Source organism: Bradyrhizobium erythrophlei (assembly GCF_900129505.1).
In the GTDB taxonomy this organism is placed as follows: Bacteria; Pseudomonadota; Alphaproteobacteria; order Rhizobiales; family Xanthobacteraceae; genus Bradyrhizobium; species Bradyrhizobium erythrophlei_D.
The window spans coordinates 5,228,348-5,249,499 of sequence record NZ_LT670818.1 but is presented as its reverse complement, the minus strand read 5'-3'; the positions used below and the strand labels follow the sequence as shown (position 1 = coordinate 5,249,499).

The 21,152-nt window shown below is 60.1% G+C and carries 21 protein-coding genes and 2 pseudogenes; 8 read left to right on the top strand and 15 right to left on the bottom strand.

The window, feature by feature from the left end; all coding sequences use genetic code 11:
• Positions 1–176 precede the first annotated feature (176 nt).
• From B5525_RS24325 to B5525_RS24315, 3 genes are all read right to left on the bottom strand, one after another.
• Positions 177–2,357, bottom strand: a complete 2,181-nt coding sequence (locus B5525_RS24325; protein WP_079573733.1) for a glycogen debranching N-terminal domain-containing protein — start codon at positions 2,355–2,357, stop codon at positions 177–179.
• 99 nt (positions 2,358–2,456) lie between these two features.
• Complete coding sequence (locus B5525_RS24320) at positions 2,457–3,719, bottom strand: MFS transporter (RefSeq protein WP_079568270.1); 1,263 nt, start codon at positions 3,717–3,719, stop codon at positions 2,457–2,459.
• On the bottom strand, positions 3,689–3,868 hold the full coding sequence (locus tag B5525_RS24315; RefSeq protein ID WP_079568269.1) for a hypothetical protein: 180 nt from the start codon (positions 3,866–3,868) through the stop codon (positions 3,689–3,691). The genes B5525_RS24320 and B5525_RS24315 overlap by 31 nt, the downstream gene beginning before the upstream one ends.
• Before the next feature lie 46 nt (positions 3,869–3,914).
• Here B5525_RS24315 and B5525_RS44355 point away from each other — a divergent pair, with 46 nt between their 5' ends.
• Genes B5525_RS44355 through B5525_RS47540 form a run of 3 tightly spaced genes read left to right on the top strand, consistent with a single transcriptional unit; the run spans position 3,915 to position 5,019 of the window.
• Positions 3,915–4,304: a hypothetical protein gene (locus B5525_RS44355; protein ID WP_154073402.1), complete on the top strand. Its 390-nt coding sequence runs from the start codon at positions 3,915–3,917 to the stop codon at positions 4,302–4,304.
• Positions 4,301–4,666 carry an ROK family protein gene (locus B5525_RS47545; RefSeq protein ID WP_338075110.1) on the top strand — a complete coding sequence of 122 codons (366 nt, stop codon included), beginning with the start codon at positions 4,301–4,303 and terminating at the stop codon, positions 4,664–4,666. The genes B5525_RS44355 and B5525_RS47545 overlap by 4 nt, the downstream gene beginning before the upstream one ends.
• Positions 4,663–5,019, top strand: coding sequence for a hypothetical protein (locus tag B5525_RS47540; RefSeq protein ID WP_338075109.1), 357 nt, complete (start codon positions 4,663–4,665; stop codon positions 5,017–5,019). The genes B5525_RS47545 and B5525_RS47540 overlap by 4 nt, the downstream gene beginning before the upstream one ends.
• Before the next feature lie 235 nt (positions 5,020–5,254).
• Here B5525_RS47540 and B5525_RS24305 read toward each other — a convergent pair whose 3' ends face one another.
• The 3 genes from B5525_RS24305 to B5525_RS24295 form a co-directional block, all read right to left on the bottom strand.
• Complete coding sequence (locus tag B5525_RS24305; RefSeq protein WP_154073401.1) at positions 5,255–5,731, bottom strand: hypothetical protein; 477 nt, start codon at positions 5,729–5,731, stop codon at positions 5,255–5,257.
• Positions 5,732–5,886: 155 nt separating this feature from the next.
• Entirely contained in the window at positions 5,887–7,176 is a 1,290-nt protein-coding gene (locus tag B5525_RS24300; RefSeq protein WP_079568267.1) for an efflux RND transporter periplasmic adaptor subunit, read from the bottom strand.
• Positions 7,173–10,358 carry an efflux RND transporter permease subunit gene (locus B5525_RS24295; RefSeq protein WP_079568266.1) on the bottom strand — a complete coding sequence of 1,062 codons (3,186 nt, stop codon included), beginning with the start codon at positions 10,356–10,358 and terminating at the stop codon, positions 7,173–7,175. The genes B5525_RS24300 and B5525_RS24295 overlap by 4 nt, the downstream gene beginning before the upstream one ends.
• A gap of 315 nt (positions 10,359–10,673) precedes the next feature.
• Between B5525_RS24295 and B5525_RS24290 the strand changes: the two genes are divergently transcribed.
• Both B5525_RS24290 and B5525_RS47250 read left to right on the top strand, forming a co-directional pair.
• Complete coding sequence (locus tag B5525_RS24290) at positions 10,674–11,126, top strand: winged helix-turn-helix transcriptional regulator (RefSeq protein ID WP_079568265.1); 453 nt, start codon at positions 10,674–10,676, stop codon at positions 11,124–11,126.
• Positions 11,123–11,257: a hypothetical protein gene (locus tag B5525_RS47250; protein WP_276328793.1), complete on the top strand. Its 135-nt coding sequence runs from the start codon at positions 11,123–11,125 to the stop codon at positions 11,255–11,257. Before B5525_RS24290 ends, B5525_RS47250 begins: the two co-directional genes overlap by 4 nt.
• A gap of 20 nt (positions 11,258–11,277) precedes the next feature.
• On the opposite strand, the pseudogene B5525_RS24285 reads toward B5525_RS47250, so the two are convergent.
• Positions 11,278–11,457: pseudogene (locus B5525_RS24285) on the bottom strand (ArsB/NhaD family transporter); the annotation flags it as partial.
• 233 nt (positions 11,458–11,690) lie between these two features.
• Between B5525_RS24285 and B5525_RS24280 the strand changes: the two are divergent.
• Positions 11,691–12,225 (top strand): annotated as a pseudogene (locus B5525_RS24280) (DNA polymerase IV); the annotation flags it as partial.
• On the opposite strand, the gene B5525_RS44350 reads toward B5525_RS24280, so the two are convergent.
• The 3 genes from B5525_RS44350 to B5525_RS45460 all read right to left on the bottom strand — a co-directional run bounded on the left by B5525_RS44350 (position 12,217) and on the right by B5525_RS45460 (position 13,191).
• Complete coding sequence (locus B5525_RS44350; protein ID WP_244568074.1) at positions 12,217–12,609, bottom strand: hypothetical protein; 393 nt, start codon at positions 12,607–12,609, stop codon at positions 12,217–12,219. The pseudogene B5525_RS24280 and the gene B5525_RS44350 sit on opposite strands and share 9 nt — an antisense overlap.
• On the bottom strand, positions 12,573–12,911 hold the full coding sequence (locus tag B5525_RS24270; RefSeq protein WP_079568263.1) for a hypothetical protein: 339 nt from the start codon (positions 12,909–12,911) through the stop codon (positions 12,573–12,575). Before B5525_RS24270 ends, B5525_RS44350 begins: the two co-directional genes overlap by 37 nt.
• Positions 12,912–13,044: 133 nt before the next feature.
• A complete protein-coding gene (locus tag B5525_RS45460; protein WP_172899780.1) occupies positions 13,045–13,191 on the bottom strand; it encodes a hypothetical protein in 147 nt (48 codons plus the stop codon).
• A gap of 345 nt (positions 13,192–13,536) precedes the next feature.
• Here B5525_RS45460 and B5525_RS24265 point away from each other — a divergent pair, with 345 nt between their 5' ends.
• Entirely contained in the window at positions 13,537–14,406 is an 870-nt protein-coding gene (locus B5525_RS24265) for an ArdC family protein (RefSeq protein ID WP_079568262.1), read from the top strand.
• Positions 14,403–14,660, top strand: coding sequence for a hypothetical protein (locus tag B5525_RS44345; protein WP_154073400.1), 258 nt, complete (start codon positions 14,403–14,405; stop codon positions 14,658–14,660). Before B5525_RS24265 ends, B5525_RS44345 begins: the two co-directional genes overlap by 4 nt.
• A gap of 409 nt (positions 14,661–15,069) precedes the next feature.
• Here the strand turns inward: B5525_RS44345 and B5525_RS24260 are convergent, their stop codons facing one another.
• From B5525_RS24260 to phaP, 5 genes are all read right to left on the bottom strand, one after another.
• Positions 15,070–15,633 carry a GNAT family N-acetyltransferase gene (locus B5525_RS24260; RefSeq protein ID WP_079568261.1) on the bottom strand — a complete coding sequence of 188 codons (564 nt, stop codon included), beginning with the start codon at positions 15,631–15,633 and terminating at the stop codon, positions 15,070–15,072.
• Between the two features lie 46 nt (positions 15,634–15,679).
• Positions 15,680–17,029, bottom strand: a complete 1,350-nt coding sequence (locus tag B5525_RS24255; RefSeq protein ID WP_079568260.1) for an MFS transporter — start codon at positions 17,027–17,029, stop codon at positions 15,680–15,682.
• Positions 17,030–17,109: 80 nt separating this feature from the next.
• On the bottom strand, positions 17,110–18,696 hold the full coding sequence (locus tag B5525_RS24250; protein WP_079573731.1) for a WS/DGAT/MGAT family O-acyltransferase: 1,587 nt from the start codon (positions 18,694–18,696) through the stop codon (positions 17,110–17,112).
• Positions 18,697–18,823: 127 nt separating this feature from the next.
• Positions 18,824–20,530, bottom strand: a complete 1,707-nt coding sequence (locus tag B5525_RS24245) for a long-chain-fatty-acid--CoA ligase (RefSeq protein ID WP_079568259.1) — start codon at positions 20,528–20,530, stop codon at positions 18,824–18,826.
• Between the two features lie 178 nt (positions 20,531–20,708).
• Positions 20,709–21,149: a phasin family protein gene (phaP, locus tag B5525_RS24240; RefSeq protein ID WP_079568258.1), complete on the bottom strand. Its 441-nt coding sequence runs from the start codon at positions 21,147–21,149 to the stop codon at positions 20,709–20,711.
• Between the last annotated feature and the right edge of the window lie 3 nt (positions 21,150–21,152).

Here is a 21,152-nt window from a genome sequence, read left to right as displayed (position 1 = left end):
ATTCCTCGACAAAGACCGGCTTTGCCAATCCTCGCATTGTCGAACGAGATCACACCTTAGAATCCGGTAGATTAGAGTTAAGGAGACGCAACGACTCTTGCAGATTCTTGCTTGCATTGGCCGGTAGTCGACGATCACCGTTGGGAACGATGAGACCCAAGCAGACAATCTCGCAATCACGGAGATGCTTCGCGGTTCACATTATTTTTGCGAAGTTCAGACACGGCTTTCCGTTCTACCGCACTGCGATTTCCCCTAAGAACTTCGAATAGATTCTCCTTGCCGTCACGCCAGAACCGGATATCGAACCGTCGCCGCCCTAGCCGCAGATCGATCAACGTCATGTCTGGCAGCCAGGCAGGCAGCGCTGGATCAACGTATAGCTTTCCGCGCGGGGCATCCAGCTGAAGCCCAAGCATCGCCTGTAGTAACGCAAACGGCGTCCCCGCCGCCCAGGCCTGAGGCACGTTGGCACCGAGATACTGCACCGGGAAACCTGTCGGATCGCGCTGCAATCCAGCATAGAGTTCGGGCAATTGGTTCAGTAAAAAATAACTGGCGGCACCGCTAATGTCACGTGCCACCGCCGCCGCTTCCGCATCAAAGCCGTAGCGTCGCATTCCCAGTGCAATCAGCGAGTTGTCATGCGGCCACACCGCGCCGGTTTGATAATTGTACGGATTGAACGAGGGATGATTCGATGAGAGCGTGCGGATTCCCCAACTGCTCCACATGTCCTTCTGCATCAACCGGTTTACAACGGTTGCAGCACGTTTTGGCGCGATGATGCCGGACCAGAGGCAGTGCCCGACATTGGAAGTCACCGAAAGCACCTTTTTCTTGTCTCCGTCCAATGCGTAGGCATAGAAGCCTGATTTTTCGTCCCAGAACAGCTCGTTGAATTTTTTGAATAGCAACGCAGCCTTCTTGCGCAGCTGGTTCGCACGTCGGTTGTTGTCGAGTTCGTCGTAGATCTCGGCCATGCGCAGCCAAGCGTCGTAGACATAGCCCTGCAATTCACACAGAGCTTTAGGGCCGCGCACGAGCGTACCGTCAGGATACATCACGGAATCTCCGGAATCTTTCCACGCCATGTTCTCGTAGCCGGCTGTCGACCGCGTCTGATATTCCTGAAATCCGTCGCCGTCACGATCCCCGTATTTGTCGATCCAGATCAGGCACGCTTCGGCATTCGGCAAATGCCGCTCGATCAGGGTTTGATCGCCGGTTGCCTTCCACGCTGAATGCAGCGCGATCAGATAGAGGGGCGTCGCGTCCGCCGTGCCGTAATATGGCGTGTGTGGGATCAGCTTAAAATGCGCCAGCTCGCCGTAACGGAGCTCGTGCAGGATCTTACCTGGCTCCGCGTCACGGTAGTCGTCGCGCTCCGTCGCTTGATACTGCGCCAAAACCTCCAGCGTGCCCGCAGCGAATTCCGGATAAACAATCATCGTTTGCAACGAGACGATCAAGGTATCGCGGCCAAACAGCGCTACGAACCACGGCAATCCGGCGGCCGGGACGAACACCATGTGATCCGTACCCTGCAACGGAAGCCGCAAGGCCGCCATGTCCTGCACTCCCTGATTATAGCAGCGATAGAATTCCTCGTTGCTGGTCGCGATTTTCAGGACCGTTCGCTGCCATTCGTCTATATTGCGAGAGTGGTCCGACGTTTCGCTGGAATGAATACATTCCTTCGATGCTCGAAAGCGCTTCGAGCCGTCCACGAGATCGTAGATCAGGCAGCGATGCCAGGCCTGCCCTGGCTTCAGTGCGACGTCGAAACTTAAACGTCCGTTGGCATATACCGTCGGCCTGCCGTCGCCCTCACCAGTACGTACGATTAATTCACGGCAAAAATCCCTGTTGTGATAGGTCACCCGAAGTATTTCCCGCTTGGCCGACCACGAGGTGATGATGTGGCCACGCCGCACGATATTGTCGCCCTTCACCTCAAAAATGTCGGCGAAATCGGCGCGCACGGCGACCTCCAGGTTGAAACGAACTGGTCTTTGGCTGTTGTTGGTGATCTCGATGTCTTCGTGCAGTCCGCCATCGACTTGACGGCCGATCACCAAGCCCAGTGTGCGTGCCGCGACGGGCCCGTCTTCGGTTTCGAAAGCGCGGTTGGTCAGGAAGATGCGAGCCGCCTGGGGAGCAATAGCGCCACCATTTAGCAGGTCCCACAGCTCGCCGTTGGCATAAATTGCCCAGGCGCTGATCACCCTGGTATCGCGGAAATAAAGTCCGCGGTTGCTTGGCCAGTGCACCCGCCCGTCGGTTTCGGTGAGCAACACCGTCTGCCCCTGATGAATGGCGATCTGTGCTGGGCCGACCTGAACCTTGAATGACATCCGCAAGTCCTTCATCGAAAATGGTTATAGTACCCAATAAGACGAGGTTGTTCGCCATCCTGACGTCCATCATGCGCGCCTAATGAAGGTGATGAGCGGTTATAGGTGCTCGCTCCTATTTGACGGATGGGTTTCAGGCATTAGCGACCACAGGAGAAATAGAGCGGCCAGGGCCACCGCCGCAATGCCCAGAAATCCAGCCGCACGGCCAAGGTTCCCGGCCACGAGACCTGAAAGTGTGGTGCTGAGCGAAGCGCCGATCCCGGATATCGTTCCGACGAATCCCTGCGCGAGATTAAACCGGCCGGTACCCGCTGTGAGGTCGGCGACTATCAGCGCCGTGAGCACGCCAAGCATCGTTCCGCTGACTCCGTCCAGCAATTGAGCGACGATGAGAATCGTTGGATTGGTAGTCCAGGCAAACACCAGCGCGCGGATCGGCAATGCTGTGAAGCCGACGAGCAACAGTGGTCGGCGGCCCCACGTGTCCGCCCGGCGTCCAGCCCACGGCGCCATTGTCGCCACGAGGATCTGAGGCACTACGATCAGCGCGGTGACGATGAGCGAGGAAAGCGGTTCCTCGTTGTACGCGAACGCTTCGCCGGCGAGCGGCAGCATCGACGCGTTAGCCATCTGAAATAAGAACACGCAGCCGGCGAATATGAGCAGGCCGCTGATCTTCCAAAGGCTTCGGAGCTGGGCTCTCGGCGGCGGGCCCGGTCCTTGATGATCCGGGATGCATGAGGCGCGGCCGAAATGGATGTCTGAAGGCTGGACCCGGCTGAGAGCAAGGAGCAGCGGAAGCACCAGTGCGGCAGCGACGATGAATATCGCGCGATACGAAAGGAAATAGGCGATGGAGCCCATGAAGCCGGTCGCCAATACCCCTCCCGCCGATGCAAAGCGCTGATTACGTCCTAGTCGCTCGGCAAGCGCTGCATTGCCAACTAGACCAAGGCTGATGGCGGTAATCGCCAGCCCCAGAAAGCCACCGGTGATCCCTTGGAGCACGAGAGCTGCTAACACTAATGGAAAACTGGGCCAAACTTCAATAATCAGCGCGCCTGCTGCAACCATACCGGCACCTAGCGCGACCACTATTCGTTTGGATCGGATAGCATCGAGCAATGCACCGCCGGGTAGTTGACTCACCAATCCGGCGAATCCACCTGCCGTCAACGCAAAGCCGATGCTCTGTTGGGTCCACTTTTGTTCGGCTAGGTACGCAGCAACGTATGGACCGAAGCCCGACAACGCTCCAGCGAGAAACAGGTTGACGCCATCGAGACCACGCAAGCTGGCGACAGATGGTGATGGTGCAATTGCAGTCGCTACTCCTGCGGAATCCGCAGCAATGACCATTTCGTTCGACTCCGCAGCACGTTGTTGATCGCGACGAGGTCAGAAGATGTGGCATAGAGGTCTCTCGGACGTAGACCGAGAAGTCCGCCGGTGCCGACCGCAAAATCGGGCGCGACCGCTTCCGGCGCAAAGGCTTCCTTCAACGCCATCGGACCACGCAGGATAAGCCGCCGGTGACAAGGTTTGCAACCACCGATGCAAGGCGCCGAAAGTTCTGAGCATTGCAACAAGAACGAACTCATTCCGGCGCTTTCGCTAAAGACAAAACCGTCTGGTTCAAGGAATCACTATCGGCAGATTTCGCATGTGGAACAGCGCGTACGCATCAATCAACCGCGGCCCGGCGCACGCGAACTTGAAGAGGGAGCTGGCAGCATGTCCGCATTGCGCCAGCAGCGGCCGGCAGTCCCCGACCTATCCAATGTTTGTTTCGCAGGCGGAACTTTTTCAATTTATGTAGGTTCATCGACAATGGCAGGTGTCAGGAACTTCGCTCCTAGGCTGTGGTTTAGCGCCGCCTCAAATGTGATCGACAAGTTTTTGTTACTGCCAATGCAGATGACCGTTAACGAGCTTCGTGTATGAACATCTTAGCTGTCGATGTCGGCGGGACTCACGTCAAAATACTTGCCACCGGCCAGAAGCAGAAGCGAGAGATCGCCTCCGGACCAACGATGACGGCACGGCAAATGGTCTCCGACGTTAAGAAACTTGCGAAGGATTGGGCCTACGACGTGGTATCGGTCGGCTTTCCCGGACCGGTTCTCCACGGCCGCCCCGTCGCCGAACCTCACCATCTCGGACCTGGTTGGATGGGGTTCGATTTTGCTCCGGCATTTGGCCTGCCGGTAAGGGTCGTCAACGATGCAGCGATGCAGGCTCTCGGCAGCTACCGGGGCGGCAAGATGTTGTTCCTGGATTGGGAACGGGACTCGGCTCTGCAATGATCGTGAACGGCATTGTCGAACCGATGGAGCTCGGCCATTTGCCCTACAAGAAGGGCACCTATGAAGATTACGTTGGTGACAGGGGCCTCGAACGGGTCGGTAAAAAGCGCTGGCGGAAGCTCGCAACGGATGTGATCGAACGATTGATCGCAGCCACCGAACCCGAGGATGTAGTCATCGGCGGCGGAAATCTCGTGCACCTGACTAAACTGCCGAAAGGATGCCGGGCTGGCAACAATGCCTATGCCTTTATCGGCGGATTTCGCATGTGGAGCAGCGCGTACGCACCAATGAATTGCGGCCGCGAAAAGACAAAAATGTCTGGCTCTAGAAATCAGCGCACGCGAACTTGAAGAGAGCGCTGGCCGCACGTCCGCTTCGTGCCAAGAGCGGTCCTTCATTGACAATCATCATCTACGTTCGAAATATTTTCGGACTTGCGACCAAGAAGCGAGCCACCCTTAATGATGGAAGCGAGTCGAGAAACGACTTCCGCCGACAGCGGACATCGGGCATCCTCACTTTTTCATATAGGTGCGGATCATTTCGTGCCCCGATTGCGTCGCATATTGGCGCTGTTGAAGTTCACTAGTAGCTCGCGTTCTTGTCGATGAACAAGGCGGAGACCAGGGCTTTGCGCTGAATAGTCTTGCGAAGCTCTGCGACGATTGCGGTGATCAAAGCAACTTCGAACGCGATCGACAACAACGGAACCAGGGTGGCCAGTGACATCCCGGCGCCGACAATGCGCGCTCCGCCCAGGATCGCGTCCAAAATGACAGATCCAGTCAGGAAAACGGCGGCAGCCGCCGACAGCGACAGACAGCACCTCAACTGACGCTGGTAGCCGACACTGAATGTCGGCGCGGCCCGGCGGCTCACGGTATACAGCCAACCGAGGATACCGACCACGAGCGCCACCTCGAATGCATAACCGTCTGCCGCGGGGCCGATCGTGGCCAGTCCGCCGAGCCCATCGGTATTCAGCGGCCATTGCATAGACTCGTACACCGCACGGTGGCCCTTCATCAGGATCAGGATTGCAGCGATCGCGACGATCAGCATCGCGCCGACACGCCGCGCCTGTCGCAACAGCGATAGCGGAGCATACTGGCGGCCAAGGTTGCGGGGATTGCCAAGCAAATTTTTGGCAACGGACGAGAAATCAATGACTTAGTCGATTCGCTTTTGTTTGGTCCCGTAGGACGACGCCATATACCCTACGACTTCTTTGTCTGGTCTGGCTTCGGCGAATCCGGCCGGATCGTCACCTTGCGGCCGTCGGCGAGATCGACCTGCGGGTTCAGGATCACCTTGTCGCCCGCGGCGACGCCCTCGCTGACCTCTACCGAGGTGCCGAAATCGCGCACCACCGTGACATTGCGGATCCGCGCGGTGTCGTTCTCGACCACTGCAACGGAAAGCCCGTTGCGGTTGAAGATGATCGCCTCCGACGGCACGATCAGCGACGGCGTCTTGCGCGGGATCTTCAATTCCACCCGGCAGTACATCCCCGGCGACAGCGCGCGGTCCGGGTTGGGCACGTCGATCTCGGTCAGGAGCGTGCGGGTGCCGGGCTGCAGCGCGTCGGCGATGCGGGCGACGCTCCCGGAGAAGTCGCGGCCCGGGATTTCCGGCACGCGCACCACCGCCTGCGTGCCCGGCACGACGCCGATGGCGTCGTCCTGCGGCACGTAGAGCTGGATGCGGATGACGTCCGCATGCGCCAGTGCGAACAGAAAGGTGCCGCTGGCGGCGTCCGCCTGCACCAGGCTGCCGACGTCGATGTTGCGCTGGGTGATGACGCCGTCGAACGGCGCCACCACGCGCTGATACACCCTTTGCTGGTTCAGCACCCGCAGCTGCGCCTCCTGGGCGACGATGTTGGCGGTCGCGACCCCCACCGCAGCTTCGCGCGACTGCAGGGTCAGGCGGTCGGTGTCGCCCTGCTGCTGGGTCGTCCAGCCCTGCTGCACCAGCTTGCGGTCGCGGTCCCAGGTCACCTGGGCGAGGTCGCGGTTGGCCTTTGCCTGCTCAAGGTTGGCGCGTACCTGCGTCAGTGTGCCTTCCGCCTGCGCGATCTGGTGCTCGATCTCAGGCGCAGTGATCTCGACGAGAAGATCGCCGGCTCTCACCCGGCTGCCGATGTCGACATTGCGCTTGGAGATGTAGCCGCTGGCGCGGGCATAGATATTGGCCTGCTCGAAGGCTTCGGTGGTGCCGGGCCAGCTCGCGATGCGGAACGGATCGCTGGCGCGCACCGACGCGCTGCGCACCGACGGCACGAAGTCGCGCCGCGCCTCTGCGGTCGCCATCACCTCGGCGTGCAGCGTGTAGTGCTTCCAGAAGCCATAACCGAGCGCGCCGGCGAGAAGCGCAATGACCAGGAAGGCCAGGATGATGCGGCCGGCCTTGCCCTTCGATTGCGTGGACGTCTGCACGGACCGGTGATCAACCGGGTGTTCGTGCACCGGGACGCCGTTGTCCGGGGGCGGGGCGAGCTCGTTCATACCGGGTCCTCTGCGAAGACGCCCTGCGCCAGCTTGCCGTCATTGCCCTTGCGCAGCAGCGCGAAAAGGTAAGGTACCACGAAAAGGGTGGCCGGGGTGGCGAACAGCAGCCCGCCGATCACAGCGCGGGCCAGGGCCGCGTTCTGTTCCTCGCCCGGGCCGCCGATCGCCATCGGGATCATGCCGACGATCATCGCGGTCGCCGTCATGAGTACCGGGCGGATGCGGGTGCGGCCCGAGGCGATCGCCGCCTCGAACGCGGTGTGGCCGGCGAGCTGCTGCTCGCGGGCGAAGGTCACCAGCAGGATCGAGTTCGCCGAGGCGACGCCGATCGCCATGATCGCGCCCATCAGCGAGGGCACGCTCAGTGTGGTGTTGGTGATGTAGAGCATGGTGACGATGCCGCAGAAGGTCGCCGGCAGCGCCAGGATCACCACGAACGGGTCACCCCAAGTCTGGTAGTTCACCACCATCAGCAGGTAGACAAACACCGCTGCGAACAGGATACCGATGCCGAGGTCGCGGAACGCCGAGTTCATGCTGCCGATCTGGCCCACCACCTCGATCCGGTTCCCGGGTGTCAGCTGCGGCCTGTACTGGTCGATCACCTCTTGGATCCCGGTCTGAAGCGAGCCGAGGTCGCGGCCGTCGGCATTGGCGTAGATCTCGTACAGCGGCTGCACGTTGGCCTGGTTGGTGTTGGTGGCGATCGAGTCGCGCTTCAGCGTGGCGACGTTGCTGAGCAGCCCCGGCACCGGGTTGCCGTTGTTGCCGACCGTGAACTTGGTCACCGGCGTGTTCTTCAGGTCGTTAAAGGTGTCGGTGCGGTATTCCGGCGTCTGCACGGCGAGATAGTAGGGCGTCCCGTTGGCCGGATCGGTCCAGAAGTTAGGAGACACCTGCTCCGATGACGCCAGCGAGGTATTCAGGTTCAGCGCGATGTCGTTCACCGTCAGTCCGAACTGGCCGGCTCGGGCGCGGTCGATCTGGGCGAAGAATTCCGGCCCGTTGATCTCCTGCTGCAGGTGCACGTCGGCAAGGCCGGGGATGGCTGCGATCTTCTGCTGCAGTTCGTTCGCGATGCGCAGGTTGTTGGCGCGGTTGTAGCCCACCGTGCGCACATTGATCTGCGCCGGGATGCCGAAATTGAGGATTTGCGTCACCATGTCGGCGGCCTGGAAATAGAAGATGTTTTCCGGGAATTCCGTCGGCAACACCTGTCGCAGCTTCTTGATGTAAGTCGCGGTCGGCTTGTGGTCCTCCTTCAGCGCCACCAGGATCACGCCGTCGTTGACGCCCATCGCGGTGCCGTCGCCGAAGGCGTAGTTGTAGGAGCGCGCCGGAAGGCCGATGTTGTCGACGATCAGGTCGCGCTCGTTTTCCGGGATGACCTCGCGGATCTTGTCTTCCACCTGCTGGAAGATCGCTTCCGTCTTGTCGATGCGCGTGCCGGCCGGCACCCGCACATGGAGCTGGATCTGGCCGCCGTCGATCAGCGGGAAGAAGTCGCGGCCGACGAAGAAGAACAGCGTGCCGCCGAGCGCCAGGATCAGCACCGCGATGCAAGGGATGATGAAGCGGTACTTCAGCACGCCGGTGAGGATCTCGGTGTAGGCCGTGCGCATGTTCTCGAAGCCGTGCTCGAACTTCGCAAACGCCCGCGCAAGGAAGCCGTTTCCGGCCTCCGCGGCGCCGTGCTTCTCGCTCTTCAGCAGCAGCCCGATGGTGATCGGCGTCAGCGTCCGCGAGAACGCGTAGGACGCGAGCATCGCGAACACGACCGCGAGCCCGAGCGGCGTGAACAGGTACTTCGCCGGCCCGTGCAGGAACACCACCGAGGTGAACACGCAGCTGATCGCGAGCGTGGAGACCAGCGTCGGCACCGCGATTTCGGCGGCGCCGTGCAGCGTCGCCGAGGGCAGTGGCATGTGCTCCTCGGTGAGCAGCCGGTGCGTGTTCTCGATCGTCACGGTGGAGTCGTCGACCAGGATGCCGATCGCCAGCGCGAGCCCGCCGAGCGTCATGGTGTTGATGGTCTCGCCCATGAAATAGAGAATGACCAGCGAGGTGAGGATCGACAACGGGATCGAGATCATCACCACCAAGGTCGAGCGCCAGGAGCCGAGGAACAGGATGATCATCATCGCGGTGAGCACACCGGCGATTGCGCCTTCCTTCAAGAGCGCGACGATCGATGCCTTGACGAAGATGGACTGGTCGAACAGCTCCTTGATCGTCATGCCCGGGGGCGCGGCGGCACGCGAGGTGACGAGCGCGTCCTTCACCGCATTGACGACGGCGAGCGTGGAGGCGTTGCCGTTCTTGATGATGGAGAGCAGCACCGAGCGGTGGCCGTCGGTGCGCACCACGTTCTGCTGCACGGCGTTGCCGTCATGCACCTGGCCGATGTCCTTGACGAACACGGTGGCACCGCCCGCGTACTTGATCGGGATGTTGTTGAGGTCGTCGATGGAGGTCGGAACTGCGTTGGTGCGCACGGTGAACTGGGTGTCGCCGATCTTGGCGAAGCCCGACGGCAGCGTCAGGTTCTGGGCGTTGACGGCGTTGACGACGTCGAGCGGGGTCAGCCCCTTGGCCTGCAGCTTGAGCGGGTCGATGTCGACCATGATCTGGCGGTACTTGCCGCCGGCTGGCGTCGGCAGCGTCACGCCGTGGATCGGGGCGAGCTGCTGGCGCAGGCGGTAGATGCCGTAGTCGTAGAGCTGCTGCTCGTTCAGCGTGTCGGACGAAAGCCCGATCTGCAGCACGGGCACGCTGGATGCATTGTACTGCACCACCACCGGCGCCTGGATGCCCGGCGGCATCAGCACGCGGATGAAGTTGGTGGCCGAGACGATCTGCGAAATCGCGAGGTCGAGGTTGACGTCCGGCTGGAAGAACACCTTCTGCACCGAGATGCCGTTCAACGTCTGCGCCTCGATGTCCTGGATGCCGTTGACGCTGGAGGACAGCGCGAACTGGCTGTAGGTCGTGACGCGCTGCTCCATCTCGGGCGTCGACAGCCCGGTGTACTGCCAGACGATGGTCACGACGGGGATGTTGATCTCGGGAAAGATGTCCGTCGGCATCGACACAATCGAGGTCGAGCCGAGGAACAGCACCAGCACCGCCAGCACGTAAAAGGTGTACGGAAATCTCAGTGCGAAGCGAACAATTCCCATGACAAAAGCCCCAATTGGCTGTCTTGGCTCACGCTGCTCAAGGTCCACTCACGCATATAGATCCGATGATCGGGCGGGAATGGATAGGCTTCGAGCATGGCTTCATAGATGTCCTTGACCAGCTCCCTCTTCTCTTCGATCTCAATTCCTTCAGGTACTGGCTTCCTACTGACTTCGATTGCCTCTCGTCCGGCTGAGATTCCGCCTCGATAGGTACTAGCTCGCCGTTCCTAGCTAGAGCTACCAGTTCACTTGTAAAACACAAGTTAGTTATGGATATTTACTTGTAACAAACCAGTGAGGTAAAACGCCGCCATGAAGACGACGTGCAAAGAAGACGTTCGGTCCCATTGCTCGGTGAACTACGGCCTGGAGATCTTCGGCGACAAGTGGTCGCTCTTGATCGTTCGCGATATCGTTTTCGCTGGCAAGAAGACCTACGGCGAGTTTCTGAAATCGGAAGAAGGATTCGCAACAAATGTCCTGGCTTCCCGCCTCGCCTTTCTCGAGGAGCAAGGAATTCTCTCCAAGACACCTAGTTCCGCCGACAGACGGAAGGACTTCTATGCTCTGACTGAGAAGGGTCTGGACCTCATTCCCATTCTCCTCAACATTGTCCTTTGGAGCGCGAAGCACGATCCGAAGTCGTACACGCGACGACGCAAGGAGTTCGTTGCTCGCCTGAATCGAAGCGTCCAAAAGGTGAGCGGAGAGGTGAAAGAGCTGGTCCGCGACGGCGGGTGTATATTTCCTCAGGTCAACGGATGAGCAAGACCGCAGCACATCCGCCGATTCCACATCTCGATCAGAGCTCGTTCAATCGGTCCGGTCCGTTCGCGCCGGCCCAGCTCGTGACCGCGGTCTCGCAGCTTCTCAATATCGGCGGCACGACGGGCTGACTGGATAGCGCGGATAACCGTCACCTGATCGCTGCGGCCAAGGCAGCACACAGTGCGAGCGGCATCACCAGGAAACCGAGCCACAGGAAGCGCCAGGCGCTGATCTCGATCTTCTCCCTGCGCAGCGCGACGAGCCACAGGATGGTCGCGAGCGAGCCCGTAACAGACAGGTTTGGGCCGAGATCGACGCCTATCAGCATTGAGCCATCATATCGACTTCGTTCGGGAGGAGGTCGATGTTGCAGTCAGGCACGGTGACGGCAATTGGAGCGGGCTTACGCTTCGCCTTCGACTGTGAAACGGCTTGCGATTTGACCCCTAATCGGCTCCCAACCGTGACCCTGGTCGGCCGCACAATTAATTCGTGATACCATGCGTTGCTATGCGTGGACTGGGGTCCGACTTGGACGCCGATCGAGCGTCAGACCCCACGCCGAATAACAGCCTGACTGCAATCGGGCCGGCTACCAGCGCCAAGATGAATGCCCTCGGCCTCTACACCGGCCTGGACGTGCGCAACCGGTCACTTGAATTCATGCAGGCCAATTTCGGCAAGGCCGGCAGCTACTACTAGATCTCGCGCGGCGTGGATAACCGCGAAGTTCGGCCCGACCGTGTCCGAAAATCCGTCGGTGCCGAAAACACCTTCTTCACCGATCTCACCGAGTTGGAGGCGATGGTGTCAGAACTGCAGCCGCTGATCGACAAGGTGTGGCGGCATTGTGAGGACAAGGGCACGCGGGGCCGGATCGTGACGCTCAAGGTGAAATTCGCCGACTTCGAATTGATCTCGCGGAGCCGGACGGTGGCCCGCGCGATCGACAGCCGCAGTGAATTTGAGAACGTGTCGGCCGACCTGTTAAAAACCGCTCTTCCCGATGCAAAAGGCCGTCAGATTGCTCGGCGTTTCGATTTCTGGATTCGATTTCGAACCGCCAACAACGGGACAACAGATTGAGCTACTTTGATGCGTGATCTGCGGCAGCCTGCGGCGGCGGCGCGTTTCGGTCGGCTTTTTCCCTCTGAAACTTGATGTGGTCCGCCAAGTTGTCGGGCGAGTATTCCTCGGCGGCGTAGAAATGCGGGACTCGCTCCGCGGCTGCCCTCGCGTAGACGGATGAATGCAAGATGGCCTCCGGATCGACGTGCCTGAGCCCCTTCGGCCATCGGATGCCCCAGAAGCCGGGTTCGCGCTCGTCGTGCTGAGGTCCCAGGGGATCCGGCCGAAGCTGCAACAGGAGCGGGTTGACCTTGATGCCGGCGCCGTTCGGTCCGGTCTCGTCCGGAAGCGCGGTCGCCGCGTGCACCATCCATTTCAGCGAAATATCGGAGAGCCGGGACTCGTTTTCCAGGTAGCTTCCGCCGACGTCCGAATGGTTGCCGGCGAATCAGACAGGCGGATAATGCGCAGATCGCCGATGCGGTGCTCCTTGCGCGCGAGATCGTAGAGTTCGACCGGTGCGACGCGGCGCCCCTTGAGCATAGCGCCGAAATCTTGAAGGGCCGGGATCAGATATCTCATCGTCTTGATGGTGTAAGGCTCAAGATAGCTCCGCCCGACGACGCCTTCTTCAGTGAAAAGGTCGATTAGGATCAGCGGCCAGTCGGTGATGGTTGCAATCCGGGCGACAACCGGACGCTTCAGCTTGAGCACAACTGCTCTCGCCGTGATGGATTTGAATGTGAGTGGGACAAGCTGCATTGCAAACACCTCTCGATTTGGTCGGCAGATTGAACGGTGTCACCGTCCCAATGGAGCGTTGGCGACATGAGCCGGCACGGCGAGGTCAGCCCTTCAAGTCATATTCGGTTCTGAGCCGCTCAGCGATTTGCTCCACCATTTCGCGACGATCGGCATCGTCTTCCGATCCTTCCTGCATATCCGCCACCTTCCAACTGTCGCCTGAACGTAAATCGCCATGTCGGTAGGCCAATCGCAGATATCCTCCATTTCTACCTTGATAGAGGCTTCAAGTTCGGCAACTGTTTTGCTTGGCTTTTTCATCGTCCTGTCTCGCCGCGGTACAGTCCGATCGTGGGTTCATTCTGAGATCAAATGACGATACTGCGCTTCCGTCAAACCTTAATACTTTCTTAACATTGCTTTTTGACCCGGGGATATTTCTCAGCTCCGTCTTCGCGCGCGCGAGACGGGGGGCCTGTCCATGTACCCCCGGGGGGGGGGGGGGTGAAATTTCGATGCCCGCGCCCTGAGGACCCGACGCGGCTATGGCAACGCGACCTCGCTTGGTCGCATCAGCCACAGCCAGCGAGTTCTCATGAAACGCGATCTGTATTCGCAGGTTTCTGCGCGCATCATTGCCGAGCTAGAAGCAGGCGCGGCGCCCTGGATCAAGCCTTGGTCAGCAACTCCCGGCGCGAATACGCCATGCAATGCCGTGAGCAACCGCCCCTACTCCGGATGCAACGTCGTTCTGTTGTGGATGGCGAAGGCGGCCGGTTATCGCAAGCCGCGTTTTCTCACATTCAAGCAGGCCTTGGAGTTGGGCGGCAACGTGCGCAAGGGCGAGCGCGGCACCAAGGTTTATTTCGTGAAGCAATTGCAGGTCCGGGACCAAGGCGCGGACGATAACTCCGCAACGCGCCTGATCCCAATGATGCGCGAGTATACCGTCTTCAATGTCGACCAGTGCGAGAACCTTCCCGATGGCATCAGCACCGGGAGGCCGATGCGCGTTCGCAATCCTGACACGCGCGACGAGCTTGCCGACGCATTCCTACACTCAACCGGCGCCGACATCCGCGAAGCCTGCTACATCCCAAGCCGAGATTTTATCTCGATGCCCGCCTTCGCTAGGTTCAAGGGCGCGGATCACTTCTACAATGTTGCATTCCACGAGTTGACGCATTGGTCGGGCCATAAGTCGCGCCTCGATCGAGATTTGAAGAACCGGTTTGGCTCACGCAATTACGCAGCCGAGGAACTGATTGCTGAGTTGGGCGCCGCGTTCCTATGTGCGGAATTTGGCTTTGATGGTGACGTGCGGAGCGCGGGCTATATCGCCTCATGGATTGAGCTTCTGAAGGTTGACAAACGGGCATTCTTTACAGCCTGCAGCCAGGCGTCAAAGGCCGCCGACTACCTGCGCGGCTTGGCTCTCGCGGAGCCGGCGGAGATTGCGGCATGACAGTATCCAGCAATCGACATGAGCCCATTTTCGACATCCACCCGGTGACGGGCGTCGGCATTGAGGTATTCTACGCTGACACCGCGCTCACCACGTTTGGCGGGGCGGCGCTTTCTGGTTCTGGTGGCCTCGGCGGCGCGGTTTCGCGCCCGAAGGCCCAGCGATCGGTCCGTTTCCGACGAGCTATTCAGCGTATCGGAACGCTATATTGGGTGACAATTTGGGGTCCAATTTGGGGGCCGGTCGGCTATTAGGAGAGAATACATCAACCAAAACAAAATGATATCACGCATTCGTGGCGGAGAGAGTGTCAGTCAATTGCCATTGAAAGATCAAGCATTTTCGACCTTCCTAGACCAAAACCCACCGTTTGGGCTACGGCCGAAAGCTGGCGTTTCGCCTCCAATCTTTTCACGGAATCCATCGTGGCTCATCCAAGCCACTTGGCCGCCTAGGTTCCTCGGGTGCATGGCGCGGCGACGATTTTCTCCAGATTGCTTACGCGCAGGCACCTTGCTTGGTCTCGATGCCGTCGAGGAACCCTCGCGGCCGTGAACCCCACCGCCCCGGACGACCACCGCTAAGACCGCCGGCATGGAGACAAGCAGACATCGGCCTCTTGTAGTCCGCGGTTTTGTTTTGAAGTTCTTCCGCGAAAATCTTTCATTGCGGAAGTCGGGCCTGCAGCGCCACCCAATAGGCTTTCTGGGCGTGGTCGAATAACCCGAGCTGCTCGGCGACTGCCTCCGCGGCCAGACTGGTCAGGTCGGCGCGCGGCAAGCGCACGTATGCTTCGGCGTCGGCGCCGGACACGGCAATCTTCAGACCTTGCTTGCGCGCCAAATGCATCATGGCGGCATTCTCGACCAGGCAGTTCATGAACATCACGCGCATACCCCAGTTGCGGGCACGTGCCGCGCAACGTTCGAGCAGAGCGCCGCCGATACCTTGGCCTCGGCTCCGCGGCAAAACGGAAATACCCAATTGGGCATGTCCGTCCTCGCGCGCGAGGTGGGCCGCGCCAATGATTTCGAGATCGATGCCGGTGACGACAAAGACGGCGCCACGCGTCAAGTCGATACCTTCGACGTAGTGGCGTATACCATCATCTGACAGCATATGCGCGAACCTGAGGCGGCGATCTTCCGCGTCAAGGGCCAGCAAATGGGTGAGCAATTGTGGTCGTTCGTTCGCGTGTAGCTCACGCGTCGGTGCGCTCAGTCCCATAGACAAGTCCTTGGATCATTCGCAGTGTTCGTGCACCACGTGCCGCTCAATGCGCGGACGCGGCCGCCGGTAGACCTCTGACCGAGGCTGGACGCATCGCCAGCAATAGAAGCGTTCCGGACAGCAGGTACAAAGCCATCACGAAGTAAGTGCTGTATATATTGTCGCCGGTGCTTCTCAGGATTAACCCGTTGATTGACGGGCTGACCGCCGGACCGAGGTTTCCGAGGCTGCTGATGAGAGCAAGACCGCCGGCGGCGGCCCCGGCCGACAGATACTCGCTCGTCAGCGCAAAAAAGAGCGGAGTCGCCGAGGCGATCCCGATGACAGCGACGGCGAGCGCCAGGATCGATCCGACCAAATTCCCTTGGAACAGGGTGGTTGTGAAAAGACCGACCGCCGCAATGACGACGCAGACGGCGAAGTGCCATCGGCGCTCATGCCACTTATCCGAATGGCGGCCAATCAGGATCATACCGATGATGCCGGCGGCATTTGGGATGCTCGCGTAGATTCCGATGAGGAACAGATCCTTGACGCCCCAGCTCTGGATCAGGGTCGGTACCCAAAACACCATTGTGTAAGTGGCGCCCAGCAGAAAGAAATAGACTAGTGCCAGCAAATAGGCCTTCGGATCCTGCAGCATCTGCAAGAATGTCCCGTCAGCCTTACCCGCGACCTCCTTAATGTCATGCCGGAAGGCATTCTCGACCACCGCCTTTTCCTCAGTCGAGAGCCAGGGGGCTTGGTCAGGTTTGTCCTTCAGCAGAAGGTAAACCAAAAAGCCGATAAAAATCGCGGGTAATCCCTGCGCCAGGAACAGCCATTGCCAGCCATGAAGACCGGCGAAACCATCGAAGTATTTCAGAATGAATCCGCACAGCGGTCCCGCCACAAGCGATCCTATCGTGGTCGCCGACATGAAGATCGCAATCACTTGCCCGCGCCGCGCTGACGGATACCAGTAAGTGAAATACAGAATGACGCCCGGAAAGAAGCCCGCCTCAAAGACGCCGAGCAGAAATCGCACGACGTAAAACTGGAGAGGCGTTGATACGAACATCATGGCGGACGCGGCCAGGCCCCAGAGCACCATGATGCGTAACAACGTCTTGCGCGCGCCGATTCTGTCCAGAAGAAGATTGCTGGGCACTTCGAAGAGGAAATATCCGATGAAGAACATGCCCGCGCCGAGGCCGTAGACCGCGTCGTCAAACGGCAAGGTCTGCTTCATCTGCAGCTGCGCATATCCGATGTTGATACGGTCCAGATAGGCGACCATGTACGCAACGAGCAGCAGCGGCAGGAGACGCCAGTCGATCTTCAAGAATACGGCCTTGACAGACGGGTTTTCCAGCGCCGACGACAATACATTATGTGCAGGCTGCGGATGCATATTCTTCTCCCTAATATTCTTTAGACTCTAATCACCCGCGCGCGGCATTCGCCCGCCCGCCGCGGCGAGATATATTTGGGTCAATCCTGTCGCGGCGTCGTTACCTCGCTGCTCGACTGGACGCTTGCGGCTTCCTTTGCCGCTGGCAGCTCCTGACGCGCGGCTACGGGAGGCGCCGGCGTTATCGATGCCCCCTTCGTGGAAACCGCGGCCGGCTCGTTCGACGGTATTGTTGGCGGCGTAGCGCTCGCAGCGACGGATGGCAGCGCCTGAATCTCCCGCAGCGCCGCGCGCAGGTGGTCGATCAACTCATAGGACTCGTCCTGCGAGAGAATGCGACGGCAAGCCGTAAGGCCGAATTCGAGCAATCCGGCGTAACTCTGCACCGTGATATTCAAGGCGCTGCCGTGATAGGCGATCGAAACCGGGAAATAGTGCGCCATTTTCGCCCCGGCCATGTAGAGCGTCATCGGTGGTCCGGGGACGTTGGAGATTGCGACGTTGCCAACCTGCGGAAAGCGGCTCACGAGATTGGAACGGCCGAGCAGCGAGGCCAAGCCGGTCATAAGCCAGGGCGATCCTGTGATCGGGATGTCCACCCCGAGCACTGGCTTCAACTCCCTCACAACGGCCTTGGCCGCTTCAGACGACGCGTGGATCGCCCTGAAGCGGGCGGGCAAGTCCTCGATGTCGGTCGCCAGATCCACGCGAACCGCGGCGACCTGGTTGTTCATCGCCGCGTCACCCTCAACGCGCAGGCTGACGGGCACCATCGCGATCAGCGGCTCCTTCGGCAGCAAATCCCGCTCCTTCAGGAAATGGTGCAGCGCGATGCTGCACATTGCCATCACGATTGTGTTGACGGTGCCGCCAACGCGCCTGCCCAGATCCTTGATGTCGGCCAGAGACAGCGACATCGTGCTGTATGAGCGCTGATTGGTGATCGAGTCGTTGAATATCGTGCTCGGCGCGAGACCGAGATTCAACGAGCGCTCGCCTTTCTCCGTCCGCTGGCTGGCAACGACTCTGGCCGCCGTATCCAACGCTTTGGCTGCTGCCGGCAACAACTCGGCAAGCTTGCGATATTGCTGGGCCGCATTGGTGGCAGCCGCCTGCAGCAATTCGGTGACGCCGAGTTGATATTGGCCGCTCGCGCGCTTGCGCCGCGGCGGCGGGACCTCGCGTATCTGTGGCGAGGTGTCATAGAGCACCTTCGCGAGTTCGACGCCGGCCTTACCGTCGACCCCGCTGTGATGAGCCTTGGTATAAAAGGCGACCAGTCCGCCTTCCAGGCCATCGATGACGTACATCTCCCACAACGGACGACTGCGGTCGAGCAGCGAGGCGTGCAGGCGCGCGACGAGCTGTTCGAGCTGGGCCATGGTGCCTGGCCGGCGCAGCGTGACGGTGCGAACGTGATAGTCGAGGTCGATGTCGTCGTCCTCGATCCAGACCGGCTCGGCCAGCTGGAACGGCATCTGCGCCAGCTTGCGGTTCAGAAACGCCGACAGGTGGAGGCGCTTGCCAAGCAGCGCCTTGACGGCCTCGTAGTAATCGCCCGTGTAACCCTCAGGCAGCTCAAAGAGCATGAGGCTGCCGACATGCATCGGCGTCTCAGGCGTTTCGAGATGCAGGAATGAGGCGTCCATGCCGCTCAGTTGGTCCATCTTCTTGCCTCCCTCGAGTTTCAGACCTGCTTCCCCGCGGCAGCGAGGCTGAGCCGATCCGCCATTGCGTCGAATGCGCCTCGCGGCGTTGCGGAGGATCGGCATTCGCCGGCTTTCGAAAGTCCGACTAGGCCGCCGTGGTCTTCCGTTCCTCCTGGTCGTACAGATCCTTCTTTGAGATCTTGCCGACCGGCGTTCTCGGCAGGTCATCGCGGATTTCGAGCGCCTGCACCATTTCGTGTTTGCCGAGCTTGTCCTTCAGGAACTTTTGCAGCTCGTCGAGCGTAAGCGTCGCCGCGCCCTGCTTCAGCTTAACGAAGGCCTTCGGCGACTGTCCGCGATATTGGTCTTGGACTCCGATCACCGCGACCTCCCCGACCGAAGGGTGCTTGTAGATGGCCTCCTCGAGCACGCGCGGATAGACATTGAAGCCGCTGCACAGCAGCATGTCCTTGGTGCGGTCGACGATGAAGACGAAGCCGTCCTCATCCATGTAACCGACATCGCCGGTGCGCAAAAAGCCGTCGAACGTCGTCACCTCGGCCGTCGCATCCGTGTTGTTCCAATAGCCCTTCATCACGTTCGGGCCCTCGATGCAGATTTCGCCGCGTTCGCCGCGCGGGACGTACTGCTTTGGATCGTCAAGGCTCAGGAACTTGATGACGATTCCGGGCATCGGCATTCCGCAAGATCCAGCCTTTCGCGTGCCATCCTTCTGGGCCGGCGTGAAAGTGCCTGCCGGCGAGGTCTCCGTCATACCCCAGCCTTCGCTCAGACTGCAGCCGGTGATCGCGGCGAATTGCTGCGCGACCTCAAGCGGCAAAGGAGCCCCGCCTGAGCCACAATATTTGAGCGTACGCAAGCTGTGCCTGGGAGTTTCGGGATGGCTTATCAACGCGGTGAACATCGTGGGCACACCGCAGAAGACGCTTACCCGTTTCGCTGAGATATCCTCGAGCGCGGCCTTCGGATCAAAGCGCGCGTGCTGAATGATCTCCGCTCCCTGGAGAATAGCGAACAGCACATTCACCGCGAGCGCATAGATGTGGAACGGCGGAAGCACCGCAAGAAAGCGCTCCTGACCTTCGACAAGGATCGGAGGAGTTCCGGCGGTGGTTGCCCTGTACTGCTGGCACGTGCTTGTGAGATTGGCGTGCGTCAGCATCGCGCCCTTGGGCTGACCCGTCGTCCCGCCGGTGTACTGCAGCACTGCGATCGTCTCGGCGGGATCGGCGACAGGATAGGCTTGGAAAGCTCCATCATTGTCGAGCAGTTGGGCGAACCTGATCTGGCGATCGCCCCACGCGATATCACTCAGTTGCCGGCTGGCCTTCAGCTCGGTCATCACAGCGTCGGGATTGCCGGTTAGTTCGGCGAGAGTGCCAACCACCAGCTTCTTCAATCGCGTCTTGCCGAGCATGGCCGCCATCTGCGGATAGAGCGATGTCATATCGAGCGTGATGAGGAAGTCGGTGCGGCTGTCCTCGATCTTGTGCTCAAGCACCTGAGCAGCGTCGAGCGGCGAGTAATTGACCACCGTGCCGCCGGCCTTCAGGACCCCGAAAAACGCAATGGCATAGTGCGGGGAGTTCGGCAGATACAGGCCGACATGGACACCCGGCTTCACCCCAAGCTGCTGCAAGCCCTTGGCCGCGCGGTTCACAAGGTCGCCAAGATCGCGGTAGGCAATCCGCTTGCCCATGAAGTCGATCGCCGGGCGATCCGGCCATTTGGCCACCGCATCATCCAGAATGCCCTGCACCGGTCCAGGCACGATCTCGGCATCCCAGCGGACGCCCGGGGGATAGGAGTTGATCCAGGGCTTGTCGTTCATGACGTTTCCCTCCCTCCTTGGTGATCGGGTTTCAGACCGCGTAAGCTCACCGTCGCGCGGCAGCGTCTAGCTGACTGTAATGATGCAGTCGACGGAAGCGACGGGTGCCGCCGCGTACCGGTCGAGGCGCAGACAGCCCGGCGGCCCTCAGGTGAGCGGTCTGATGCGACTACGACTCTTACTTTGGTTGCAGCAGCTTCTGCAGGGTTGCCATATTCTCCTGCATGCGCTCCTGCACGATCTTCCAAGCATTGTTGCGCGATTGCGCTTCCATCTCGGAAAGCTCACGGAAATTCGCGATGGCTTTCTGCACGCCCTGCTTTGCGGCCTCGGCCCGCTTCGTGATCGCCTCGGCGCTTGTGGCGTCTTTGACTGCCGCTTGCCATTCCGCCAGCGTTTCGCCGAGGATCTCGTTGCGTCGTTCCACAAGCGCCTTGAGACCTTCGGAAGCTTGGCGATTCGCCTCTGTCAGAGCTTCCATGTCCCTGCGCTGCCAGTCGATAAGCGCGTCGATATCAACGCTCGGCAACTGGAATTTCTCGATCAGCTTCTTGAGATCCTCAATCCCGGGAAACACGCTCGCATCCGGGCTGGTGGATTGCCTGCTGTCCGTCTCCATGGA